20 protein-coding genes are annotated in these 20,572 nt (G+C 71.6%); 15 read left to right on the top strand and 5 right to left on the bottom strand.

What is annotated here, in order from left to right; all coding sequences use genetic code 11:
* Positions 1–46: 46 nt before the first annotated feature.
* Positions 47–1,435 carry a PLL family lectin gene (locus HD596_RS11240; protein WP_185069202.1) on the bottom strand — a complete coding sequence of 463 codons (1,389 nt, stop codon included), beginning with the start codon at positions 1,433–1,435 and terminating at the stop codon, positions 47–49.
* A gap of 98 nt (positions 1,436–1,533) precedes the next feature.
* Positions 1,534–2,952, bottom strand: coding sequence for a glycoside hydrolase family 43 protein (locus HD596_RS11245; protein ID WP_185069203.1), 1,419 nt, complete (start codon positions 2,950–2,952; stop codon positions 1,534–1,536).
* Positions 2,953–3,131: 179 nt separating this feature from the next.
* Here HD596_RS11245 and HD596_RS11250 point away from each other — a divergent pair, with 179 nt between their 5' ends.
* From HD596_RS11250 to HD596_RS11275, 6 genes are all read left to right on the top strand, one after another.
* Positions 3,132–4,154, top strand: coding sequence for a LacI family DNA-binding transcriptional regulator (locus HD596_RS11250; protein WP_185069204.1), 1,023 nt, complete (start codon positions 3,132–3,134; stop codon positions 4,152–4,154).
* 93 nt (positions 4,155–4,247) lie between these two features.
* Positions 4,248–4,556 (top strand): type II toxin-antitoxin system prevent-host-death family antitoxin, encoded by a 309-nt coding sequence (locus tag HD596_RS11255; RefSeq protein ID WP_185069205.1) that lies wholly within the window; start codon positions 4,248–4,250, stop codon positions 4,554–4,556.
* A gap of 802 nt (positions 4,557–5,358) precedes the next feature.
* Entirely contained in the window at positions 5,359–6,120 is a 762-nt protein-coding gene (locus tag HD596_RS11260; protein ID WP_185069206.1) for a DUF5919 domain-containing protein, read from the top strand.
* 10 nt (positions 6,121–6,130) lie between these two features.
* Positions 6,131–6,598 (top strand): NUDIX hydrolase, encoded by a 468-nt coding sequence (locus HD596_RS11265; protein ID WP_185069207.1) that lies wholly within the window; start codon positions 6,131–6,133, stop codon positions 6,596–6,598.
* Positions 6,599–6,761: 163 nt separating this feature from the next.
* Positions 6,762–7,109, top strand: a complete 348-nt coding sequence (locus tag HD596_RS11270) for a type II toxin-antitoxin system RelE/ParE family toxin (RefSeq protein WP_185069208.1) — start codon at positions 6,762–6,764, stop codon at positions 7,107–7,109.
* A complete protein-coding gene (locus HD596_RS11275; RefSeq protein WP_185069209.1) occupies positions 7,109–7,408 on the top strand; it encodes a helix-turn-helix domain-containing protein in 300 nt (99 codons plus the stop codon). The genes HD596_RS11270 and HD596_RS11275 overlap by 1 nt, the downstream gene beginning before the upstream one ends.
* A 346-nt stretch (positions 7,409–7,754) precedes the next feature.
* Here the strand turns inward: HD596_RS11275 and HD596_RS11280 are convergent, their stop codons facing one another.
* Positions 7,755–8,276, bottom strand: a complete 522-nt coding sequence (locus HD596_RS11280) for a superantigen-like protein SSL4 (protein WP_185069210.1) — start codon at positions 8,274–8,276, stop codon at positions 7,755–7,757.
* A gap of 229 nt (positions 8,277–8,505) precedes the next feature.
* Between HD596_RS11280 and HD596_RS11285 the strand changes: the two genes are divergently transcribed.
* The 4 genes from HD596_RS11285 (at position 8,506) to HD596_RS11300 (ending at position 11,446) form a co-directional block, all read left to right on the top strand.
* Positions 8,506–9,246 (top strand): response regulator transcription factor, encoded by a 741-nt coding sequence (locus tag HD596_RS11285; RefSeq protein ID WP_185069211.1) that lies wholly within the window; start codon positions 8,506–8,508, stop codon positions 9,244–9,246.
* Positions 9,243–10,670, top strand: coding sequence for a sensor histidine kinase (locus HD596_RS11290; protein ID WP_185069212.1), 1,428 nt, complete (start codon positions 9,243–9,245; stop codon positions 10,668–10,670). Before HD596_RS11285 ends, HD596_RS11290 begins: the two co-directional genes overlap by 4 nt.
* A gap of 68 nt (positions 10,671–10,738) precedes the next feature.
* Positions 10,739–11,155, top strand: coding sequence for a hypothetical protein (locus HD596_RS11295; protein ID WP_221519285.1), 417 nt, complete (start codon positions 10,739–10,741; stop codon positions 11,153–11,155).
* A 6-nt stretch (positions 11,156–11,161) separates the two neighbouring features.
* Complete coding sequence (locus HD596_RS11300) at positions 11,162–11,446, top strand: hypothetical protein (protein ID WP_185069213.1); 285 nt, start codon at positions 11,162–11,164, stop codon at positions 11,444–11,446.
* Here HD596_RS11300 and HD596_RS11305 read toward each other — a convergent pair.
* Positions 11,430–12,947, bottom strand: a complete 1,518-nt coding sequence (locus HD596_RS11305; protein WP_185069214.1) for an FAD-dependent monooxygenase — start codon at positions 12,945–12,947, stop codon at positions 11,430–11,432. The genes HD596_RS11300 and HD596_RS11305 overlap by 17 nt on opposite strands.
* Positions 12,948–13,132: 185 nt before the next feature.
* On the opposite strand from HD596_RS11305, the gene HD596_RS11310 reads away from it, so the two are divergent.
* Complete coding sequence (locus tag HD596_RS11310; RefSeq protein ID WP_185069215.1) at positions 13,133–14,326, top strand: cytochrome P450; 1,194 nt, start codon at positions 13,133–13,135, stop codon at positions 14,324–14,326.
* Positions 14,327–14,405: 79 nt separating this feature from the next.
* Entirely contained in the window at positions 14,406–16,727 is a 2,322-nt protein-coding gene (locus tag HD596_RS11315; protein ID WP_185069216.1) for a M28 family peptidase, read from the top strand.
* Positions 16,728–16,741: 14 nt separating this feature from the next.
* Here the strand turns inward: HD596_RS11315 and HD596_RS11320 are convergent, their stop codons facing one another.
* Positions 16,742–17,695, bottom strand: a complete 954-nt coding sequence (locus tag HD596_RS11320) for an NAD-dependent epimerase/dehydratase family protein (RefSeq protein WP_185069217.1) — start codon at positions 17,693–17,695, stop codon at positions 16,742–16,744.
* Between the two features lie 78 nt (positions 17,696–17,773).
* On the opposite strand from HD596_RS11320, the gene HD596_RS64715 reads away from it, so the two are divergent.
* The 3 genes from HD596_RS64715 to HD596_RS11335 are packed head-to-tail and all read left to right on the top strand — an operon-like array spanning position 17,774 to position 20,533.
* A complete protein-coding gene (locus tag HD596_RS64715) occupies positions 17,774–18,697 on the top strand; it encodes an AEC family transporter (protein WP_185069218.1) in 924 nt (307 codons plus the stop codon).
* 13 nt (positions 18,698–18,710) lie between these two features.
* Positions 18,711–19,841, top strand: a complete 1,131-nt coding sequence (locus tag HD596_RS11330; RefSeq protein ID WP_313043607.1) for a sensor histidine kinase — start codon at positions 18,711–18,713, stop codon at positions 19,839–19,841.
* Between the two features lie 47 nt (positions 19,842–19,888).
* A complete protein-coding gene (locus HD596_RS11335; protein WP_185078412.1) occupies positions 19,889–20,533 on the top strand; it encodes a response regulator in 645 nt (214 codons plus the stop codon).
* Positions 20,534–20,572 lie beyond the last annotated feature (39 nt).

The raw sequence follows: 20,572 nt of genomic DNA on the forward strand, positions 1-20,572 counted from the left end.
GCGCGGCGAGGCGCCGGCTCGCGGGCGAGCCGACGCCTCTTCACGTCTAGCGGGTGCTGCGGTGCACGACCAGGAGCTGGTCGCGGGTGGCGTTCCGGTCGCGGTAGGCGATCGCGGCCGGGGCCTCGGCGCTGTGGTGGCCGGGCAGCCGCTCGTCGGCGCTCCAGGAGGAGCCGTCGAAGACCGTCCACCACAGGCGCTGGTCCGTGGCGCCGCGGTGGACGCAGTAGAGGCGGTCCTTGTAGACGGTCAGGGCGGGGCCCTCGGCGGCCAGGTGCATGGTCAGCTTCTGGTCGGGCGTCCAGGCGGAGCCGTCCCAGCGCGTCCACCACAGGCTGGAGTCCTTGCCGGTGTGCACGCAGTAGAGGTGGCCCCGCCAGACCGCCAGCGCCGGGTTGGACCGGCAGGCGTGGTCGGGCAGCTGCGTGCAGGGGCTCCACGAGGAGCCGTCCCACCGCGTCCACCAGAGGGTGGAGTCGGTGCCCGCGTGCACGCAGTAGAGCTGCCCGTCGAACGTGGCCAGCGCGGGGGCGGAGGCGCTGGGGTGCTCGGGCAGCTTGGCGTCGGGGCTCCAGGTGGAGCCGTCCCACCGCGTCCACCACAGGTTGTCGTCGCCGTCGCCGCGGTGCACGCAGTAGAGCCGCCCGTCGTACGCCGCCAGCGCCGGGGCCGAGTCGCTGACGTGCGCCGGCAGCCTTCGGTCCGCGCTCCACCCGTCCTGGGCGTCGTAGACCGTCCACCACAGGCTGGGATCGTCGACCTTGCCGCGGTGGACGAGGACCAGCCCGTCCTGGAACTCCGCGAGGGCCGGGCTCGACACGTCGAAGTGCTCGACGAACGTCTGGTCCGGGGTCCACCCCTCGCCGGGCTCGTGGACCGTCCAGTACAGCCGCTCGCCGTCGCGCCGGTCCTCGCGGGCCGGCACCAGCATGGCGGGCGCGACCCACGGCGAGACCAGCTTCACGCCGTACGGCCGGGCGACCGAGGTGATCCAGTCGGCCTTGGCGCGCACCTGCCGCTCGATGAGCGGGGCGAGCCAGGAGCCCAGCACGGTGGCCGCGGTCTCGCCGACGAGCTGCGGGATCTCGGCGGCCAGCAACGCGGCGCTCTCGTTGAGGTGGATCTCGAAACCCCACCACCGGGAGACCGGCCAGACCTCCGCGCCCATGGTGCCGAGCTCGCTCTGGAGCCGCCGTACGCGGTCCTGGGCCTGGGGCGGCAGCCCGGCGACCTGGCGCCCGCTCTCCCGCTTGGCCGCCGACCACTCGACCTCGACGGCCTCCCGTACGGACGGCTCGTCCAGCAGCTCGCTCTCGACGGCCGCGTCCACCGCGGCGGCGGCCACCGGGTCGTCCTGGCTGTGCAGCAGCACCTCCTCGCCGCCCACCGCCGCCGTGTCCAGCCCCGCTCTGTCGGCCCGGGTGTCATCAGTCATGTCCAGCCCCCCTGGAGTGATCCGCACCATTCGATGCGCATATGTCCCATCTATGGTAACCAGACGTAGTCATTCGATTACTCTCCAGGGGCCCTGGGCTACCTCTCGATGTCCACGGTGAACGCGTCGAAAACCGCCTGCCCCGCGCCGTCCCCCGCCGCGAACAGGCCCACCACCGCCCCCACCCACCGGCTCTGCGTGGCCTGGAAGGGAGCGCCGACCTCGCGCAGCCCGTCGCCGGCGTCCGCCAGGAACGTGACCAGCGCCCCCTCCCCGATCCGCGCGCCGACGGTGACGCGCGTGCCGTCCTTCACGGGCACGGGCTCCATGTCTCCGCACACCAGGACGGTGCCGCCCGCCGTGCGCTCCAGCCCGACGTAGGCGTAGGTGAACCCGAGCACGACCAGTCCCGCCCGGCCCTCGCCGTCCAGGGTGAGGCCGGTGGTGACCGTACACGGGTCGCCGGGCAGCCGCTGCCCGAGCACGGACGGGCGCTCCCTGAGGTCCTCCGGCCCCGGTACGCAGGCCAGGCGGAGGGTGCCGTCCCGCAGCTCCCACCAGGCGGGGTCGGGGTTGGCCTGCCAGCTCCACTGCAGGCCGAGCCCGGGCCCGGCGAAGTCGTCGGAGGTGGCGGGCTCGGCCGGCGTGCCGCCGGGGACGGGCACGCGGCCGCCGGGCACCGGCTCGCCGTCCGCGCCCATGACCGGCCAGCCGTCCTCCCAGGCCATGGGCTGCAGGTGCACGACCCTGCCGTAGGCGCCGCGGTCCTGGAAGTGCATGAACCAGTGCTCGCCCGACGGGGTGTCCACCCAGCCGCCCTGGTGCGGCCCGTTCACGTCGGTGCCGCCCTGCTCCAGCACGATCCGGTCCTCGTACGGGCCGAAGATCGAGTGCGCCCGGAACACCGACTGCCAGCCCTGCTCCACCCCGCCCGCCGGGGCGAAGATCCAGTACGTGCCGTCGCGCTTGTAGAGCTTGGGCCCCTCCAGCGTCCGGTAGCCGGGCAGCAGGTCGGCGTCGATGATCAGCGTGCCCTCGTCCAGCACCTCGCGGGCGTCCGGCGACATGCGGTGCAGGGTGAGCCGGTTGTTGACGCCGGCCCGGCTCTTGGCCCAGGCATGCACCAGGTACGCCTGGCCGTCGTCGTCCCACAGCGGGCACGGGTCGATGAGCCCGGCGCCCGGCTTGACCACGTGCGGCGCGGTCCACGGACCCCGCGGGTCCTCCGCGCTCACCACGTGGATCCCCACGTCGGGGTCGCCGTAGAAGATCCAGAACCGTCCGTCGTGGTGGCGCAGCGAGGGCGCCCACACTCCGCAACCCGGCCGCACGTCGTCATAGCCGCTCGTCACGGCGTGCCCGATGATCGTCCAGTTGACCAGGTCGCGCGAGTGCAGGATCGGCAGGCCCGGGACCTTGGTGAACGTGGAGGCGGTCAGGTAGAAGTCCGCGCCGACGCGGATCACGTCGGGGTCGGACCAGTCGGCGTTCAGCACGGGGTTGCGGTAGGTCGTCATCCCTCACTCCTTGGCGGCACCTGCTGCAATCGGTTGCAGGAAACGTCGCACCCGCACGTACGTGCCGTCAAATGGCCCGGATGCCGGAGGTGGCCGGGAGCAGGCCGTCATGGCCGAATTTCGAAATTTTCGGGGCGCTGGCCTGGCGGTTCCCGGGCGCGGCGGGGAGAGTGGGGGTCATGACGGTCGAGGACCAGCCCCAGCAGTTACCCAAACTGGCCGTGATCGCCCGCGAGGCTGGCGTGTCCGTTGCAACCGTTTCCAAAGCTCTCAACGGCCGCTCCGACGTCTCCGCCCACACCCGCCGGCTGGTCGCCGAGGTGCTGGAGCGGCGCGGCTACCCCAGGCAGCGGGTCAGGCCCGCGCGGGGAAGCATGGTGGATGTCATGCTGCAGGCCCTCGACTCGCCGTACGCGCTGGCGATCCTCGGCGGGGTGGAGGACGCGGCCTGGCGGGCAGGCGTCGACCTGGTGGTCTCGGCCGTGTGCGACCGCACCAAGCACGGCCAGCCACCGCCCGCATGGCTGGACCGGATCGGCGCCCGCGACAGCGCCGGCGTCCTGCTCGTGCGCACGTCGCCGACCGCCGCGCAGCGGGCCTGGCTCGCCGACCGGGGGATCCCCGCGGTGATCGTCGACCCGCGCCGCAAGCCGCCGGCCGGCCTGCCCGCCGTCGCCTCGGCCAACGTGGACGGCGCGCGGGCGGCCACCGAGCACCTGATCGCCCTCGGCCACTCGCGAATCGCCGTCGTCACGGGCCGCCCGGGGGTCCCGTGCGCGGCCGACCGGCTGGCCGGCCACCGCCAGGCCATGGCCGCCGCCGGGCTCCGGGCCGACCCCCGGTGGGAGGTGTGCGGCTACTTCCAGCAGGACGACGCCCTGCGAGCCACCCGCCGCCTGCTCGCCTCCCTCCCCCACCCGCCGACCGCCGTCTTCGCCTGCTCCGACTCCATGGCCGTCGGGGTGTACCAGGCGCTGGGCGAGCACGGGCTCCGCGTGCCCGACGACGTGAGCGTGATCGGCTTCGACGACTCCTGGGCCGCCGCCCACGTCACACCGGCCCTCACCACGGTCCGCCAGCCCTGGCCCGAGCTGGGCGCGGCGGCACTGACGGCATTGCTCACCGACGGCGGCCCGGGCCGGATCGAGCTGCCGACGGAGCTGGTCACGCGATCAAGCACCGCTCCGCCCCGACCGTCCTGACCACTTTGTCCAAGCCTTGGTGGTCGAGCCGCTGCCGCTTCGTGGGTGGATCAGATGGCGGCGGCCGGGGACCGGCGCGGTTACAGTTGATGCGTGACTGCCCTGCACGACGCCACTGAGTTGAGCGTTGCCGAGGCGGCCCGGCGAGGGGTTGCCCGCCTGGTGGCCGAGGCGGAGCAGGGGACCGATCTGGTGGTCACCCGCCGGCATCAGCCGGTGGCGGCCGTGGTGAGCATCCGCCGGCTCAACGAGTTGGAGGCGGCGGCGGCCGACCTGCGGGATCTGGCGCTGGTGCTTGCTCGGTCGGGGACCGACACGGGGGAGCGGGTCTCGCTCGATGAGGTGCTGGCCACTTTCGGGCACACCCGCGAATCGCTGGCCGCCATCCCGGACGACGAGTAAACGTATCCGACGTCGTATTCACGGCACCGGCGGTCGACGACTCTCGACGTCTCGGCCCAGACGCGGCGCCCAAGATACACAAGAAGAACCTGCTGCCGCGCCGCTACCAGAGTTTCGGGACTGGAGGCCCTGCACTCGGCTTGAAAGTTCTTGGCCAGTTCCTCCAAAGTCGCTCCGGAGCGGACGTTGGCGAGCCCGCTATCGCTACGTACCAAGTGGGTGCGGATCGCGACCCAGCCGTCGGCCATGTCTGTGATCTGCCATCCGGGGAACCTGCTGAGCAGGTGCTGCAGGGTCACGTCCATGGTTGCACCCCTGCGACCAACGGCGAGTGCGGATGCGCCCTGCGCAGCTCCGTGTAACGCATAGCGATACGCCGTGCGGCTGGCTCTGCCTGGCTCCGGGAGCGGGTGCCAGGCATAGACGGCGCGCTTTCGGCCCGGCTCCCAGCCCGTATGCCACCAGAAGGCGTCATGGCAGCACCAGACGAGGAGTCCCACACAGACGGAGACGAGTGCGATGCCGTAACCGTCGTGCACGTCGCTGGGGATGTTCAGGTGGATTAACTTCCGCTGCAACTGCTGGGCCGCGTCCAGTGACGTGACGACCTGCGGGCCGGGCAGCGCATGCTGTGGATACATCCACCTACCTCCGGTGACTTCAGTGCCAGTACGGCCAAGTGAAGCCAGGTGGGCGGGACCTTTGAACTTCGCCGCAGCCCGGTGTCGGGACGTGTTGAGTCACCGAGAAACGTCCCGAGACGGCCTTGCAACGTCCCGGACGTTAACGTCCACTGGAATGCGTGAATGAGCGCCTACGCACAGCGATGCTCCGCCATGGTGTAGCCCTGGAAGACCTGGCCGAGACGTGTGGCGTCGAGCCCAAGACGGTCGAGCGCTGGATCAACACAGGTCGGGTCCCGCACCGGCGGCACAGGTGGGCAGCGGCGAAGCTGCTGACCGCTGACGAGACGTACCTGTGGCCTGACGTGCTGGAGAGCAGTCAAGCGCGCCGAGGCCGGGCGAACAGGTCGGAACTCGTGGAGGTCTTTCCCGACCGAGCCAGCGTGCCTCGTGAGCTGTGGCTACGGTTCCTGACGGACGCTCAGGAGCGGGTGGACGTCTTGGTCTTCTCAGGGACGTTCTACGCCCAGACGCAGCCGAAGATCGCTCGATCATTGGCCGAGGCTGCGCAACGCGGTGTCGCAATCAGAATCAGGCTGTGCTTCGGAGATCCCACCGCCCAGTCTGTCGAGACCCGCGATCGCGAAGAAGGGTTGGGCGGGACGCTGGCCGCCAAGATCCGCTCTTCCCTGACCTACTACCGGGCGCTGCCCGAGTTGGATGGCTGCGAGGTCCGTCTGCACTCCACCACGCTGTACGCCTCACTGTTCCGCTATGACGATGACGTCCTGGTCAATCCACACGTATACGGAGAACCGGCCTCGGCCAACCCGACCTTCCACTTCCGCCGTCTCGATGGCGGGACGATGACCGAGCACTACATGTCGTCGTTCGAGCGCGTCTGGGCCGGAGCCGTTCCGTGGTCCGGCGCGAAGATCTGAGAGGCACCTCATGGGACGAGTTGAGTACTGGAACGACCCGAGGGCACCCAAGGCGAACAGTCTCGTACCGGCCTGCGGGACGGTCACCGTGGACGACGCAGGGCGCATCCTCATGCAGTGCCGTCGCGACACGGGCCAGTGGGCGTTGCCGATGGGCAAGATGGAGATCGGTGAGACGCCCTCACAGTGCGCCGTGCGGGAAACCGAGGAGGAGACCGGTGTCTTGGTCGAGCCGGTGGGCATCCTTGGGATCTACTCCGACCCCGGTCACATCGTCGCCTACACGGACGGCGAGATCCGCCAGGAGTACGAGGTCATGCTGATCGCCCGCCCGGTCGTCGGTCAGCCGGAGGCCAACGACGAGGCAAGCGATGTGCGGTGGGTTGAGCCGGGCGAACTGCACTTGCTGGACATTCACCCCACGCAGTGGCGGCAGCTCAACGACTACCTAGAGCAGAGGCATCCCCACGTTGATTGAACCCAGGCCCCAGGCCATCCGTAGCCGCCATGTGCCGAAGAACGCTCTAGCCTCTGCCTCTTCTGTTCGCAGGAGTAGCCATGGATAGTTGCGAAATCACTTTGAGTGGTCAGATTCTGCGATCGCGTGATCGAGGAGTCCTGCTGGTCATAGCATCGTTGCTATGGTCTGGGGTAGCGTAGAGGTGGAACCGGAAGTTCGGGAGTGGCTGGAGAAGCTCTCGGCAGAGTCGTTCGCGCGAGCGGCTTTCTACATCGATCTGCTGGCGGCCGAAGGCCCGCTGCTGGGAGAGCCGTACACGCGACAGCTCGATGGCAAGCTGCGCGAACTGCGGTTCTACCTTGATGATCTGACGATGCGGATCAGCTACTGGATCGCTCCGGATCGGCGGATCATCCTCCTGACCGTTTTCCACAAAACGCGAATGAGGGAAGATCGAGAAGTGGACCGGGCGCGGCGGGCGTTGTCCCGTTGCAAGGACGAGGCGCACTCGGTGGACGAGGAGTGGTGATGACCGAGCGGACCGATTGGGCTGATCTCCGTGACCGACGACTGTCCGAGCCCGGGGCGGCCGAGGCATACGATGCGGCTCGTCTCGCTTTTGAACTCGGTCGGGCAGTACGACAGATGCGGGAATCTCGTGGGTGGAGCCAGAGTGAGCTGGCTCGTGCGGCTGACATGACGCAGTCGGCAGTGGCCCGTTTTGAAGGAGGAGGCACCGTGCCGACGCTGCCGATCCTCGAGCGACTGGCCAGGGCTCTGGATGCCGAGCTGGAGGTGCGAATCAGTCCACGTGCTCCCGCAGCCTGAGCCTGATTTGTCGCGAGAAATGAAGTGCTACCACTAGCAGCATCAGACAGGTCCACCGCCCGGCAGGCCCAATGTCACCAGGCGCGCAGGCGAGGCTCTTCGTACCGACGGGGCTCATGGGTGCGGCTGGTCACCCCATGCTCCCCGGCCCACGAATTCTCCGAAGGCGAGCCGGTCCGGGGTGGGCAGCAGACGGCCCACTGTCCAACCGGTCAACGGGTGGGGACGATGGCGCCGGAGGCGCGGGGGGTGCGCCGGAGGCGCCTCAATAAGGACGTCTGAGCCCTTGCGCGAAGCGCCCCCGGCGAAGCCCTTTGTTTCGGGGTGGGTGGCCCTGGCCCACCTACTACTTGCCGTCGTGGTCGTGGTGGCGCTGCGGGCGGGGGGTCACCACGTCGAAGGAGGCCGTGGCGGTCTTGTTGCCGATCTTGACGGTCACGGTCTGGCTGCCGGGCTTGGCCTTGGACGGCACGGTCAGGGTCTTGGTGGCCTTGCCGTCGGAGAGCGCCACGCGGTAGGTCTTGCCCTCGGGGCTGGTCACGACGGCCGTGCCCGAGCGCAGGCCCTTGGCGGCGATCGTCACGTCGTACGAGTCGCCGGCGCGCACCCGCTCAGGGGCGACGGAGACCTTCAGCGCGAACCTGCCAGCCTCGTCGCGGCCCTTGGCGAGCTGGTCCTGGGTCACGGTGGGCGTGGCGGGGTTCGAGCGCGTCGGCTGCGGGGCCCTGACGGTGGCTGCCGGCTGCGGGGCCTTGACGGTAGCCGCCGGCTGCGGGGCCCTGACGGTGGCCGTCGGCTGCGGCCTGGCGTCGGCGAAGGCGGCGCCCGACAGGGGGAGCGTCAGCAGAGCGGCGCTGGCGAGGGTCACGGCGAAAGGCTTGGAGAAGCGCATTAGATATGGATCCGATCCGGGACAGACCTGGCCGAACATCTGAATTCAGCCCCCGAAGGTCTTCCCTCGCCAATCAACCTGCCGAGCCAATCTGAGAAACCCCTGTGCTCACCTTATGTATTGGATAAGTGCCGGGCCGCAGCTCACAGGCGATTCACAAGCAGGCATCATCAAACCTTCATAGAGGGACGTCATCGTCACGGGTATGCACACGACCAGCCCGAGCCCCCGGTCCGAGCCCGTGCGCCGATCGGACGGCGGCTCGATCAACATCCTCGTGGTGGATGACGAGCCGCCGCTGACCGAGCTCCTTTCCATGGTCATGCGCCATGAGTCCTGGGACGTCCGCAGCGCGCACAACGGCAGCGAGGCCATCCGCGCGGCGCGCGGGTTCCGCCCGGACGCGATCGTCCTGGACGTCATGCTGCCCGACATGGACGGGGTCCAGCTCCTTGCCCGGCTGCGCGCGGTGCTGCCGGGCGTGCCGATCCTGTTCCTGACCGCGCTGGACTCGCTCCAGGACCGGCTCGCCGGCCTGCGCGCCGGCGCCGACGACTACGTCACGAAGCCGTTCAGCCTGGAGGAGGTCGTCATCCGGCTGCGGGGCCTGCTGCGCCGCTCGGGCGCCGCCCGGGCGCGGGCCGAGGCCGGGCTCGTGGTCGGCGATCTCACGCTGGACCAGGACAGCCACCAGGTACGGCGGGCCGGCGAGGAGATCAGGCTCACGCCGACGGAGTTCGAGCTGCTGCGCTTCCTCATGCACAACCCGGGCCGGGTGCTCAGCAAGTCGCAGATCCTCGACCGGGTGTGGGCCTACGACTTCGGCGGCCAGAGCAACGTCGTCGAGCTGTACATCTCCTACCTCCGGCGCAAGATCGACGCGCAGCGGGAGCCGATGATCCACACCGTGCGCGGGGTGGGCTACACGCTCCGACCCGCCGGATGACGATGTCGCTGGAGACCAGGCTGGTGGTCTCCTCGATCGCGCTGCTGGCCACCGTCTGCGCCGTCATCGCCACCGCGACGACGCTGCTGTTCCACGACTTCCTCACCGACCGGCTCGACAGCCAGGTCACCTCGGCCGCCCGCCGCTCCACCAGCGCGGCGGCCCAGCGGGACGACCAGCCGCCGCAGGCCCGGGAGGTGTCGTTCCTGCTGTCTCCCGGTCAGGCGGAGGGCACGTTCGGCGCGCGGATCCGCCAGGGCGTGGTGCGGCGGGCCGCCGTCCTGACCGGCATCGCCACCGTGCGGGAGCTGCCCGCGCCGCCGTCGCTCGCCGCCGTCAGCCGCGCGCCCGTGACGGTCAACCTGGGTCCGCTGGGCGACTACCGGATGGCCGCCGCCCGCACGCCCGACGGCGACGTGCTGGTCACCGGGCTGCCCATGACCGCCGTGGACTCCATGCTGACCAGGCTCGTCGTGGTGGAGGCGGCCGTCACGCTGGCGGGCGTCGTGCTGACGGCCGTCGTCGGCACCCTGCTCGTACGCCGTGCCGTACGCCCGCTCGGACGGCTCGCCGCCACCGCTTCCAGGGTGTCGGAGCTGCCGCTGGCCACCGGGGACGTCGTGCGCCTGGCCCGCGTGCCCGAGGTGGACACCGACCCGTGTACCGAGGTCGGGCAGGTGGGCGGCGCGCTCAACCGCATGCTCGGGCACGTCGAGACCGCCCTCGCGGTGCGGCACGAGAGCGAGACGAGGTTGCGGCGGTTCATCGCCGACGCCAGCCACGAGCTGCGCACGCCGCTGGCCTCCATCGTCGGCTACGCGGAGCTGACCAGGCGGAGCGGCGAGTGGCACGGGCCGCAGACGGAGCACGCGCTCGGCCGCATCCGCTCGGAAGCGGGCCGGATGACCACGCTGGTGGCGGACCTGCTGCTGCTGGCCAGGCTGGACGCGGGCCGCCCGCTGGAGCGGGTGGAGCTGGACCTGTCGCCGATCGTGGTCAACGCGGTCAGCGACGCCCACGCGGCCGCGCCCCGCCACCGCTGGGTGATCAGCCTGCCCGACCGGCCCGCCCTGGTCCTGGGGGACGCCGACCGCCTGCACCAGGTGGTGACCAACCTGCTCGCGAACGCCCGTACGCACACCCCGCCCGGCACCACGGTCACCGCGACGGTCCGGCTCGGGGAGCGGGTGTGCGTCGAGGTCGCGGACGACGGGCCGGGCATTCCCGGGCACGTGCTCCCCCACGTCTTCGGCAGGTTCGCGCGGGGCGACGGGTCGCGCTCCCGGCTGGCCGGCGGCAGCGGGCTGGGCCTGGCCATCGTGTCGGCGGTCACGGCGGCCCACGACGGGTGGGTCGAGGTACGCAGCGAGCCGGGGAACACGGTGTTCACGCTCAGCCTGCCCCCGGGCCGGACCCGGAAGTAGTTTTTGCGCCGAGTTTGTCGAGGGCTTTCCGTGAAAAGGCGTCCCCCGGTGCTACCTTTCAGTGGATCATGTCGCGAGAAATGGCGGGAAACGCATTGAGGGCATTGGTGCGGATTGTTGCGGGCGTCACGGTCGGGTGCGCTGTGCTACTGGCCCCGACCGGCGCGTCGGCCGCACCGCCGCCCAGCGGGAGCTCCCTGCTCACCGAGCTGGTCGGCGCGGATCTCGGTACGGTGCTGAGGGCGCTTCCCGGCGTTTTCTGCGGAAATCGGCTGGTCGCCTACAACTCGCCGTCGCCCAATTCCCCGACCAAGTGCGTGAACGGCGCGGAGAACAGCGGGAACTCCACCAACAGCGGAAACTACCGCAATGAGGGAAATCCCATCAACAGCGGCAACTTCGAGAATGCGAACGGCGCCGTGAACACCAACAACACCAGCAACGGCGGGAACAACGCCAATGGCTCCCAGTCCATTTCCCGGTGACCGGCGATGAGCATCTTCAGGCGGCGGACCGGGGTGGTCGCGGCGCAGCTCACGCTGATGTTGTCGCTGCCGCCCGCCTTCCCCGCTCTCGCGCACGGGATCCCCAAGGACAGCGGCAACTCCTGGAAAAGCGGCAACTACCGGAGCAAGGGCGGCCGGCAGGTGAACAACGGCAACTTCCAGAACGCGAACGGCGCCGTGAACAGCAACAACACCGTCAGCGGCGGCAACAATGCCAACGGGCCCCAATGCATCGTCGAACGCAGAGCCCTCCTCAAGGGCGGCTGCTGACGGGCCGGTGAGACAGCGCCCGCCGCAGCGCACCGTCCGGGTGCTCACCGCGCCAGGCCACGTGCTGGTCGGGGCGGACCAGCGTCAGGGGCACATCGGGCAGATCCACCACCCGCAGCGGCACCCCCAGCTCCCGCACCTGCCCGGCCAGCGCCGCAGCCCCGGGCAGGCGCCGGTCCCCGACCACGCTGAAGCCCCGGCCCAGCCGGTCGTACAGGGACACGCCGGGCGCCAGCCACCGGTGCGGCAGCCGCTCCCCGGTGCCCTCGGCGACGATGGGCGAGCCCTCGTAGGTGTAGCCGAGCACCAGGTCCAGGCTGTGGAACTCGCTGTCCTTCGTCCTGCGCACCGCCTCCGCCACGGCGGGCCGCACCTTCTCGAACTCGGCCTCGTCCCCCATCAGCGCCGGGTCGGCCAGCTCGGGGGCGAGGGTGGCCATGTTCGCGGCGGCGGCCTCGATGGTGTCGGCGGCCACCGGGCGGCGCTCGGTCTCGTAGGTGGCCAGTAACGCGGCGGGCGCCCATCCGTGCAGCACGGCGGCCAGCTTCCAGCCGAGGTTGACCGCGTCCCCGATCCCGGTGTTGAACCCGTGCCCGCCGTACGGCGGATTCTGGTGCGCCGCGTCGCCCGCCAGGAACACGCGCCCGCTCGCGTATCGGTCGGCCAGCAGCATCCGCGCGTTCCACGGGTCGGTGGCCAGGATCTCCGCCTCGATGTCGGCCCCCGCCAGGTTGCGGACCAGCCGCATCGGATCCGCGCCCGCGGCCGGGACGCCCTGGGCGATGCACCACCAGGTGTCAGCCAGGTCGAGGCGGCCGACGATGCCGGGCTGGGCCGGGTTCAGCACCCAGTAGTGCACGGCGGGGCCGTGTGGCATCCGCTCGGCCAGGCCGGGGGCGCGGAAGACGATGTTGAAGTTGGGCCTGGCGTCCTGGCGGCCCTCATAGCGGGCGCCGATGGCCGCCCTGGTCACGCTGCGCGGGCCGTCGCAGCCGACCACGTACCGGGCGCGTACCTCACGCTCCTCGCCCGTGGCGGACGCGATGCGCACCGACACCCCGTCGGCGTCCTCCCGCAGCCCGGTCACCTGCCATCCGGTCAGCAGCGCGTCCCCGACGGCCTCCCGCAGCACCTCCTCGACCAGCGGCTGCGGCACCTGCTGGCCCGGCTCGGCCGCCAGCTCGGAGCCCACCAGGTCCAGCCCGAAGCACCCGCCGATCCTGGTGATCTCCCGGCCGAGCAGGCTACTGACGAACACGGCCTGGTCCGACCACCCGACCGCCAGCGGGGCGCGCTCCCGCACCCGCTCCGCCAGGCCCCATCTCCGCAGCAGCTCCATCGAACGCGCCGACGTCGTCTTCGCGCGGGGCCGCAGCCACGACACCTCCTCTCGCGGCTCGACCACCAGGCACCGCACGCCCTGGTAGGCCAGCTCCACGGCGACCGCCAGCCCCACGGGCCCGCCTCCGGCGACCAACACGGGCACATCCACAGGGGGCATGGTGTCCCTTCCCTCCCACCCCCGCAACCCCTGCCGCTCACCGGGCGCAGGCGCAGGACACCGCACACCGGACGCGAGGCGCCGATCGCCGCGGCCCCCAGCGTGGCCCGGGTGGTGGGCACTGGAGACCGGACCAGAGGGTTGTTACGGTTTACGCCTCAACCGACGATCATCAAGGGGTTTGCATGACCGAGTCCTCGACGATGCCGCTGCACATGCGGCGGGTGGGGTTCGACCCGGCTCCCGAGCTGGCGGCGCTCAGGGACGAGGAGGGGATCAGGCGGATCACGACCCCGTTCGGCCTGGACGCCTGGCTCGTCACCAGGTACGCGGAGGTCCGCGAGGTCCTCGGCGACGCCGAACGGTTCAGGATCGCCCAGCAGACGGTGGCGCGCCTGCCCGGAGCCCCCGAGATGACCCCCGAGCAGTTAGCCAAGATCCAGGCGGGCAACCTCCTCGGTGTGGACCCGCCCGAGCACACGCGGCTGCGCAGGATGCTGACCCCCGAGTTCACGAACCGGCGGATGCAGCGGCTGGAGCCGCGGATCAGGCGCATCGTGGACGAGCACCTGGACGCCATGGAGGCCGCCGGTTCGCCGGCCGACCTGGTGCCGTCGTTCTCGCTGCCGATCCCGTCGCTGGTCATCTGCGAGCTGCTCGGCGTCCCGTACGAGGACCGGGACGGCTTCCAGCGCCGCACCAGCAGGATGCTCGACCTGTCGGTGCCCGGCGACGAGCGGCTGGGGCTGCAGTTCGAGGCGCGCGCGTACATGGAGGCCCTGGTCCACCGCATCCAGCAGGACCCGGGCGAGGAGCTGCTCGGCATGCTGGTACGCGAGCACGGCGACGACCTGAGCACGGACGAGCTCGTCGGCATCGGCAGCCTGCTGCTGTTCGCGGGCCACGAGACCACCTCCAACATGCTGGCCCTGGGCACCCTGGCCCTGCTGCGCCACCCCGAGCAGCTCGAACTCCTCAGGAAGGAGCCGGAGCGCATCGACGCCACGGTGGAGGAGCTGCTGCGCTGGCTGAGCATCGTCAACTCGGGCACGACCAAGGTCGCGACGACGGAGGTCGAGCTGAGCGGCCGTACCATCCAGCCCGGCGAGCTGGTCCTGTGCGCCCTGCCCGCCGCGAATCGCGACCCCGCCCTCATGCCCGACGCGAGCACGTTCGACATCTCCCGCGGCGCTCCCGGCCACGTCGCCTTCGGCCACGGCATCCACCACTGCCTGGGCGCCCCGCTGGCGCGCATGGAGCTGCGGATCGCCTTCCCGGCGCTGCTCCAGCGCTTCCCGGGCCTGCGCGAGGCGGGCGCCGCGGACTTCCGCTCCTCCCACATCGTGTACGGCATGAGCTCCCTGGAGGTGGCCTGGTAGCACCTGCGGAAAACCGCAGGTCGATCCGGGCACGCGCATCATTCCGCCGCCATGGGCCGCGTACCTAGCGTTCCTGGCCATGACGGGAAAGTTGTTCGACGTGCCCCGCCGGGCGCTGGCGGGGCTGTGCGCCCTGCTCGCGCTGGCCGGCGTGATCATGCTGACCGCCATGGCGGACAGCACCATGCAGCCCCTGCCCGCCTCGGCGCCGGACGGGGAGTTCAGCACGGAGCGGGCGCTGCGCCACCTGGAGAGGTTCGCCACCGAGCCGCGCCCGATCGGCAGCCGGGCCGGTGAGCGGGCCAGGGACTACCTCGCCGGGCAGCTGCGCGCGGTGGGGCTCGACGTGCGCGTGCAGCGGGCCATCGGCGCGAACACGTCGGCCGGGCTGGCGTCGTTCGGGCAGGTGCACAACATCGTGGCCACGGCGAAGGGCAGCGACCCGACCGGGACGGTGGTGGTCGCCGCGCACTACGATTCCGCGGCCATGGGCCCGGGCGCCTCCGACGACGCCGCCGCGGTCGCGGCCATGCTGGAGACGGTACGCGCGCTCAAGGGAACCGCGCTCCGCAACGACCTCGTGCTGCTGATGTCGGACGGCGAGGAGGACGGCGTGCTGGGCGCCGAGGCGTTCGTCAGGGAGCACCCGCTGGGCCGCACGGGCGGGGTGCTGCTCAACTGGGAGGCCCGGGGCGTGAGCGGCCCGTCGCTGATGTTCCAGACGTCCAGGAACAACGCCGGGCTGGTCGAGACGTTCGCCGGCGCCGTGCCGCACCCGCGCGGCGACTCCACGCTGGGCGAGCTGTACCGGCTGCTCCCGAACAACACCGACTTCACCCCGATGGCCGAGAACGGCTTCACCGGCCTGAACTTCGCCTACATCGAGGGCTCCTCCCGCTACCACACCGCCGACGACTCCCTCGGCCACCTCGACCGGGGCAGCCTGCAGCACCACGGCTCGAACATGCTGGCGCTGACCCGCACACTCGGCGGCGCCGACCTCGGAGCGCTGGCCTCGGACCACGACCTCACCTATTTCCGGATCTTCGGGACCATGGTCACGTACCCGAACGCGCTCGTCTGGCCCCTGGCCGGGCTCGCGGCGGCGGCGGTCGCGGGGCTGGCGGTGCTGGCCCGCAGGAGGCGGCTGCTCAGCCTGCCCCGGCTCGCCGTCGCCGCCGTGTCGGGGGTCGTGCCGCTGCTGCTCGCCGCGGCCCTGGCGCAGGGGCTGTGGGAGGTGCTGGTGGCCTGGCGGCCCGCGTACGACGGGATGGGCGGGCTGCTGCACCGGCCGCAGGCGTTCCAGGCGGCCGTCGTGGTCCTGGCCGCGCTGGCGCTGCTCTGCTGGTACCTGCCGCTGCGCCGCCGCCTCGGCCCCGCGGCGCTGGCCGTCGGCGCGCTGGCCTGGCCGGCCGCGCTCGGCCTGCTGTGCGCCCAGGTCGCGCCGGGCATGTCGTACGTGCTGACGCTGCCCGCGCTGTTCTGCGCGCTCGGAGGGACGGCCGCGATCCTGCTGCGCGGCACGACCGGCCGGGTGGCGGCCTTCCAGGTGACGGCGGTGACGCTGGGCGCGGTCGTGGCGGCGGCGCTGCTGCCCGCCCTGGCCAGGACCGCGTTCGACGGGATGGGCCTCGCGCTCGGCGGGGTGCCCGCGCTGGTGCTGGCGGTCTTCGGGCTGACGGTGCTGCCGATCGTCGAGCTGTGCCTGCCGGAGCGCCGGCAGTCCCTGGTCCCGCTCGCCGCCGCCGGGCTCGCGGTGCTGCTGGTGCCGGTCGGCCTGGCCCGGGACGGCTTCGACCCGGCCAACCCCTTGCGTACGCACCTCGCGTACGTCATGGACTCCGACACCAGGACCGCGAGCTGGGTCAGCGCCGACGCTGAGCCGCCCGCCTGGACCAGGAGGTACGTCTCCGGCCACGACACCACGCCGCTGCCTCCCGGCTACGCCCGCGGCACCTCGCTCTGGACGGGACGGGCACCGTCGGCCCCCGGCGCGGCCGAGCCCCGCGTGACCGTGCTCGGCCGCGACGGCGACACGGTCCGGCTCCGCGTGACCACGGGCAGGGCGGCGCGCTCGGTCACGCTGCGGGTCGAGCGCCCGATCGCCGCGGCGACGGCCGCCGCCGCCGGCCTGACCCCGGTGAGCGTGGACGTCACCGGCGTGCGGGCCAACACGTGGCCGGGCGAGATCCGCTTCCGCGGCCTGCCCGCCACCGGGGCGGAGATCTCGCTGCGGGTCCCGGGGGCGGACCGGTTCCGGCTGACCGCCGTCGCGGAGACCGACGGGCTGCAGCGGGTTCCCGGCTTCGTCCCCAGGCCGAAGGGCGTGGTGGCGGCGACCCGGGAGGACGGCGACCTGGTGGCGGTCACCCGTACGTATGAGATCAGCACGAGGGGGTGAGCCCCGCACCGGCCTCAGCGGGTGATGGTGCCCGCCCGGACCAGCCAGTCGACCGCCTCGGAGATGGCCTCGAGCGGCGCGTACCGGGGCCGGTGCCCCAGCAGCCGCTCGGCCTTCTCCATGCTGCAGTGGGGGCTGTAGGAGATGTGGTCGAGCGTGATCTGCGCGTCCCGCTCCGGCACCGTCTCCCGCCACCGCTCCCACGGCAGGAATGTCAGCCGCGCCTCCCGCCCGAACCAGCCCGCCACCGCCTCGGCGTAGCCGCGCAGCGTCAGGGCGCCGATGGCGACGGAGTGGAAGCTCTCGCCCACGGAGGCCGACGGGTTGACCATGGCGTCCACGAACAGCCGCGCCACGTCGTCGGCGTGCACGTGCTGGACGGTCTCCATGCCGAAGTTCGGCAGCGCCAGCTCGCCGCCGTCGGCCAGCGTCTGGAACACGGCCGGATCGACGTTGCCCGCCGGGTTGACCGGCACCCAGCCGGGGCCGGTGATGTGGCCGGGGTGGATGATCGTGGCCGGGAAGCCGTCGCGGTGGGCGCGTTCGAGGAGGTGGGCCTCGATGGCGGCCTTCTGCTTGCCGTACTCGCCGAGTGGCCGCTTGGGCATGTCCTCGGTCGTCGGCACCCGGCTGCTCGGCCCGTGCGTCCAGATCGTCCCGCAGTGCAGGAACTGCCGGACCTTCCCGGTCAGCGCCGCCGCCAGGTCGCGGGCGCTGGTCTCCGTGAAGCAGATGAGGTCGATGACGACGTCGGCCTCCAGCTCCACGATCCGCCGCCCGAACGTGCCGTCGGCGTCCTCCGCCTCGCGGTCGGCGGTGACCTGGGTGACCCGCTGCCAGGCTCCGTGCGGGCTGTAGGGCTCCCGCTTGCCCCGGCTCACGGCCACGACGTCATGTCCGCCTTCGACCAGCCGGGGGATGAGGTACGTGCCGATATGACCGCTGGCGCCAATCACCGCTACTCGCATGCGCCCAGCGTAGACCCGCCGCTTTGCCGGTCAACCATCCCGATACGCTGCTGAACGTCCCATTTCGGAGGTTGGTCAGTGTCGGGGGTTGTCGCGGCGTTCGCCGCCCTGGTGTCCGTTGCCGTGATCGGCTACCTGATCGGGATGGGGGGCCTGCTGCGGGCCAGCGACGAGCTGGTGCTCTCGCGCCTGGCCTTCTTCGTGGCCACGCCGGCGCTGATGTTCGCCACCGTGTCGAAGGCGGACCTCCACATCCTCTTCTCGCCGGTGCTGCTGACCGAGGTGGTGGCGGTGGCGTGCGTGCAACTCGTCTACGTGCTGGTGGCCCGGCTGGCCTGGGGCCGCGACCGCCGCGAGGCCACGATCGGCGCGCTGGCCTCCTCGTACGTGAACGCCGGCAACCTGGGCGTGCCCATCTCGATCTACGTGCTGGGCGACGGCGCGCTGGTCGCCCCGATCCTGCTCTTCCAGCTGATCGTCCTCACGCCGGTCTCCTTCCTCATCCTCGACAAGGGGGCCCGCTCGGTGCGCGCGGCCCTGCTCCTGCCGTTCCGCAACCCCCTCACGGTCGCCTCCCTCCTCGGGCTCGTGCTGGCGATCACCGGGTTCTCCCTGCCCGTCCTGGTCATGCGCCCGGTCGAGCTGCTCGGCGGCGCGGCCGTGCCCGTCGCCCTCCTCGCGTACGGCCTCAGCCTGTACGGCTCCCAGCGCGCCCCCGCGGACTCCGAGGCGAACGGCGTCGGCAAGGACATCTTCCTCGCGGTCACGCTCAAGGCCTTCGTCCAACCGGCCGTCGCCTACCTGACCGCTCGCCTGGTCCTCGGCCTCGACGGCAGCGCGCTGCTGGCCGCCACCCTCTTCGCCGCCCTGCCGACGGCGCAGAACATCTACGTGTACGCGGTCAACTACGACACCGCCCGGCGCCTGGCCCGCAGCGCGGTGCTGCTGACCACGGGCCTGTCCATCCCGATCATGACCGCGATCGGCGCGGTCCTCGGGTGATTACCATGAGAGCGTGTTTCGCTCCTTGTGGAACGAGCCCCGTCCTCCCGACCCTCCGTTACGCGTCTGGCGGGACTGGGCGCTCGTAGGGGTGCTCGTGCCGCTCGCGGTGCTCGAAGGGGTCGTCCGTCCCGACCTCCCGTGGCGGGCGGTCTCCGTGAGCGTGACGGTCGGGCTGGTGTTCACGCTGCTCTGGCGGCGCACCAGGCCGCTGCTGATGCTCGCGATCCCCTTCGTCACCACAATGCTGGCCCCGCTGGTGACGGGCGGGCACCGTGCCGAGACGTACACGATGGCGTTCCTGCTGATCATCGTGTACGCGCTCTTCCGGTGGGGGTCGGGGCGCGAGACCGTGCTCGGCTTCGCGATCATGCTGCTGTCCGTGGGCGTCTCGGCGTCCTTCTACGACCTCGCCCCGGCCGACGCGGTCGGCGCGTTCGCCGTCATCTTCTCGGCCGTCGCGCTGGGGACGGCGTTCCGGTACCGGGCCAGGGCGCGGATGCGCGAGCTCGACCAGGTCAAGCTGCTCGAACGCGAGCAGCTGGCCCGCGAGCTGCACGACATCGTCGCCCACCACGTCTCCGCCATGGCGATCCGGGCACAGGCGGGCCTGGCCACGGCGCCCTCGAAGCCGGAGGCCGCCATCGACGCCCTGCGCGTGATCGAGGCCGAGGCGTCGCGTACCCTTGCCGAGATGCGCGCCATGGTCCGCGTCCTGCGCCGCAACGAGCCGGCGGAGCTGGCTCCCGGACGGCGGATCGCCGATCTCGAAGAGCTCGCCGGGCGTGCCCGCCTCGGCCCGTCCGTGGAGGTGGAGATGCTGGGCGACCTCGACGGCCTGCCTCCGGCGGTCGACGCCGCGATCTACCGCATCGCGCAGGAGTCGGTCACCAACGCCCGGCGGCACGCCCGGCACGCCACCCGCATCCAGATCCGCGTCGCCGCCGACGACACGTCGGTGCGCCTGCGCGTCAGCGACGACGGTGAGACGAGCGCCGCCGGCCCGATGCCCGGCTACGGGCTCCTGGGGATGATCGAGCGCGCCGGCCTGCTCGGCGGCACCTGCGAGGCCGGCCCCGACCCCGGCCGCGACCGCGGCTGGACCGTCACCGCCGTGCTCCCCCGTACGGGGGCGGCGACGTGAGCCCGCAGGGGGGCGGCGAGGTGAGCGCCCAGGACCGCGACATCCAGGTGATCGTCGCCGACGACCAGGAGATCGCCCGCACCGGGCTCAGGATGATCCTCGACGCGCAGCCCGGCATCGAGGTCGTCGGCGAGGCCGGCGACGGGCGGCGGGCCGTCGAGCTCGCGCAGCGGCTGCGCCCCGACGTGTGCCTGTTCGACATCCGCATGCCCCGCCTCGACGGCATCGAGGCCACCCGCCGCCTGGCCGGGCCGGGCGTCGCGGATCCGCTCGCCGTCGTCGTCATCACCACCTTCGACCTCGACGAGTACGTCTACGCCGCCCTCAGGGCGGGCGCCCGCGGATTCCTGCTCAAGGACGCTGGCCCGGACCTGCTCGCCCAGGCGGTCCGCGCCGCGGCCGACGGCGACGCGCTCATCGCCCCCAACATCACGGCCCGGCTGCTGCAGACCTTCGCCTACTCCGGGCGCGCCACGGCACCGGCGCAGCCCCGCGAGGCGCTGACTCTCCGGGAGGAGGAGATCCTGGCCACCGTGGCCCGCGGCCGGACCAACAACGAGATCGCCGACGAGCTGCACATCTCCCTCAGCACGGTCAAGAGCCACATCGCGAGCCTCATGCTCAAGCTCGGCGTCCGCAACCGCGTCGAGATCGCCATGTGGGCGTACGAGACCAAGCGCGTCAAGCTCTGATCGGGCCGATCGGCCAGGGAAGAGGTCGTACTTTCGGCT

Source organism: Nonomuraea jabiensis, from assembly GCF_014204795.1.
Taxonomy (GTDB): Bacteria; Actinomycetota; Actinomycetes; order Streptosporangiales; family Streptosporangiaceae; genus Nonomuraea; species Nonomuraea jabiensis.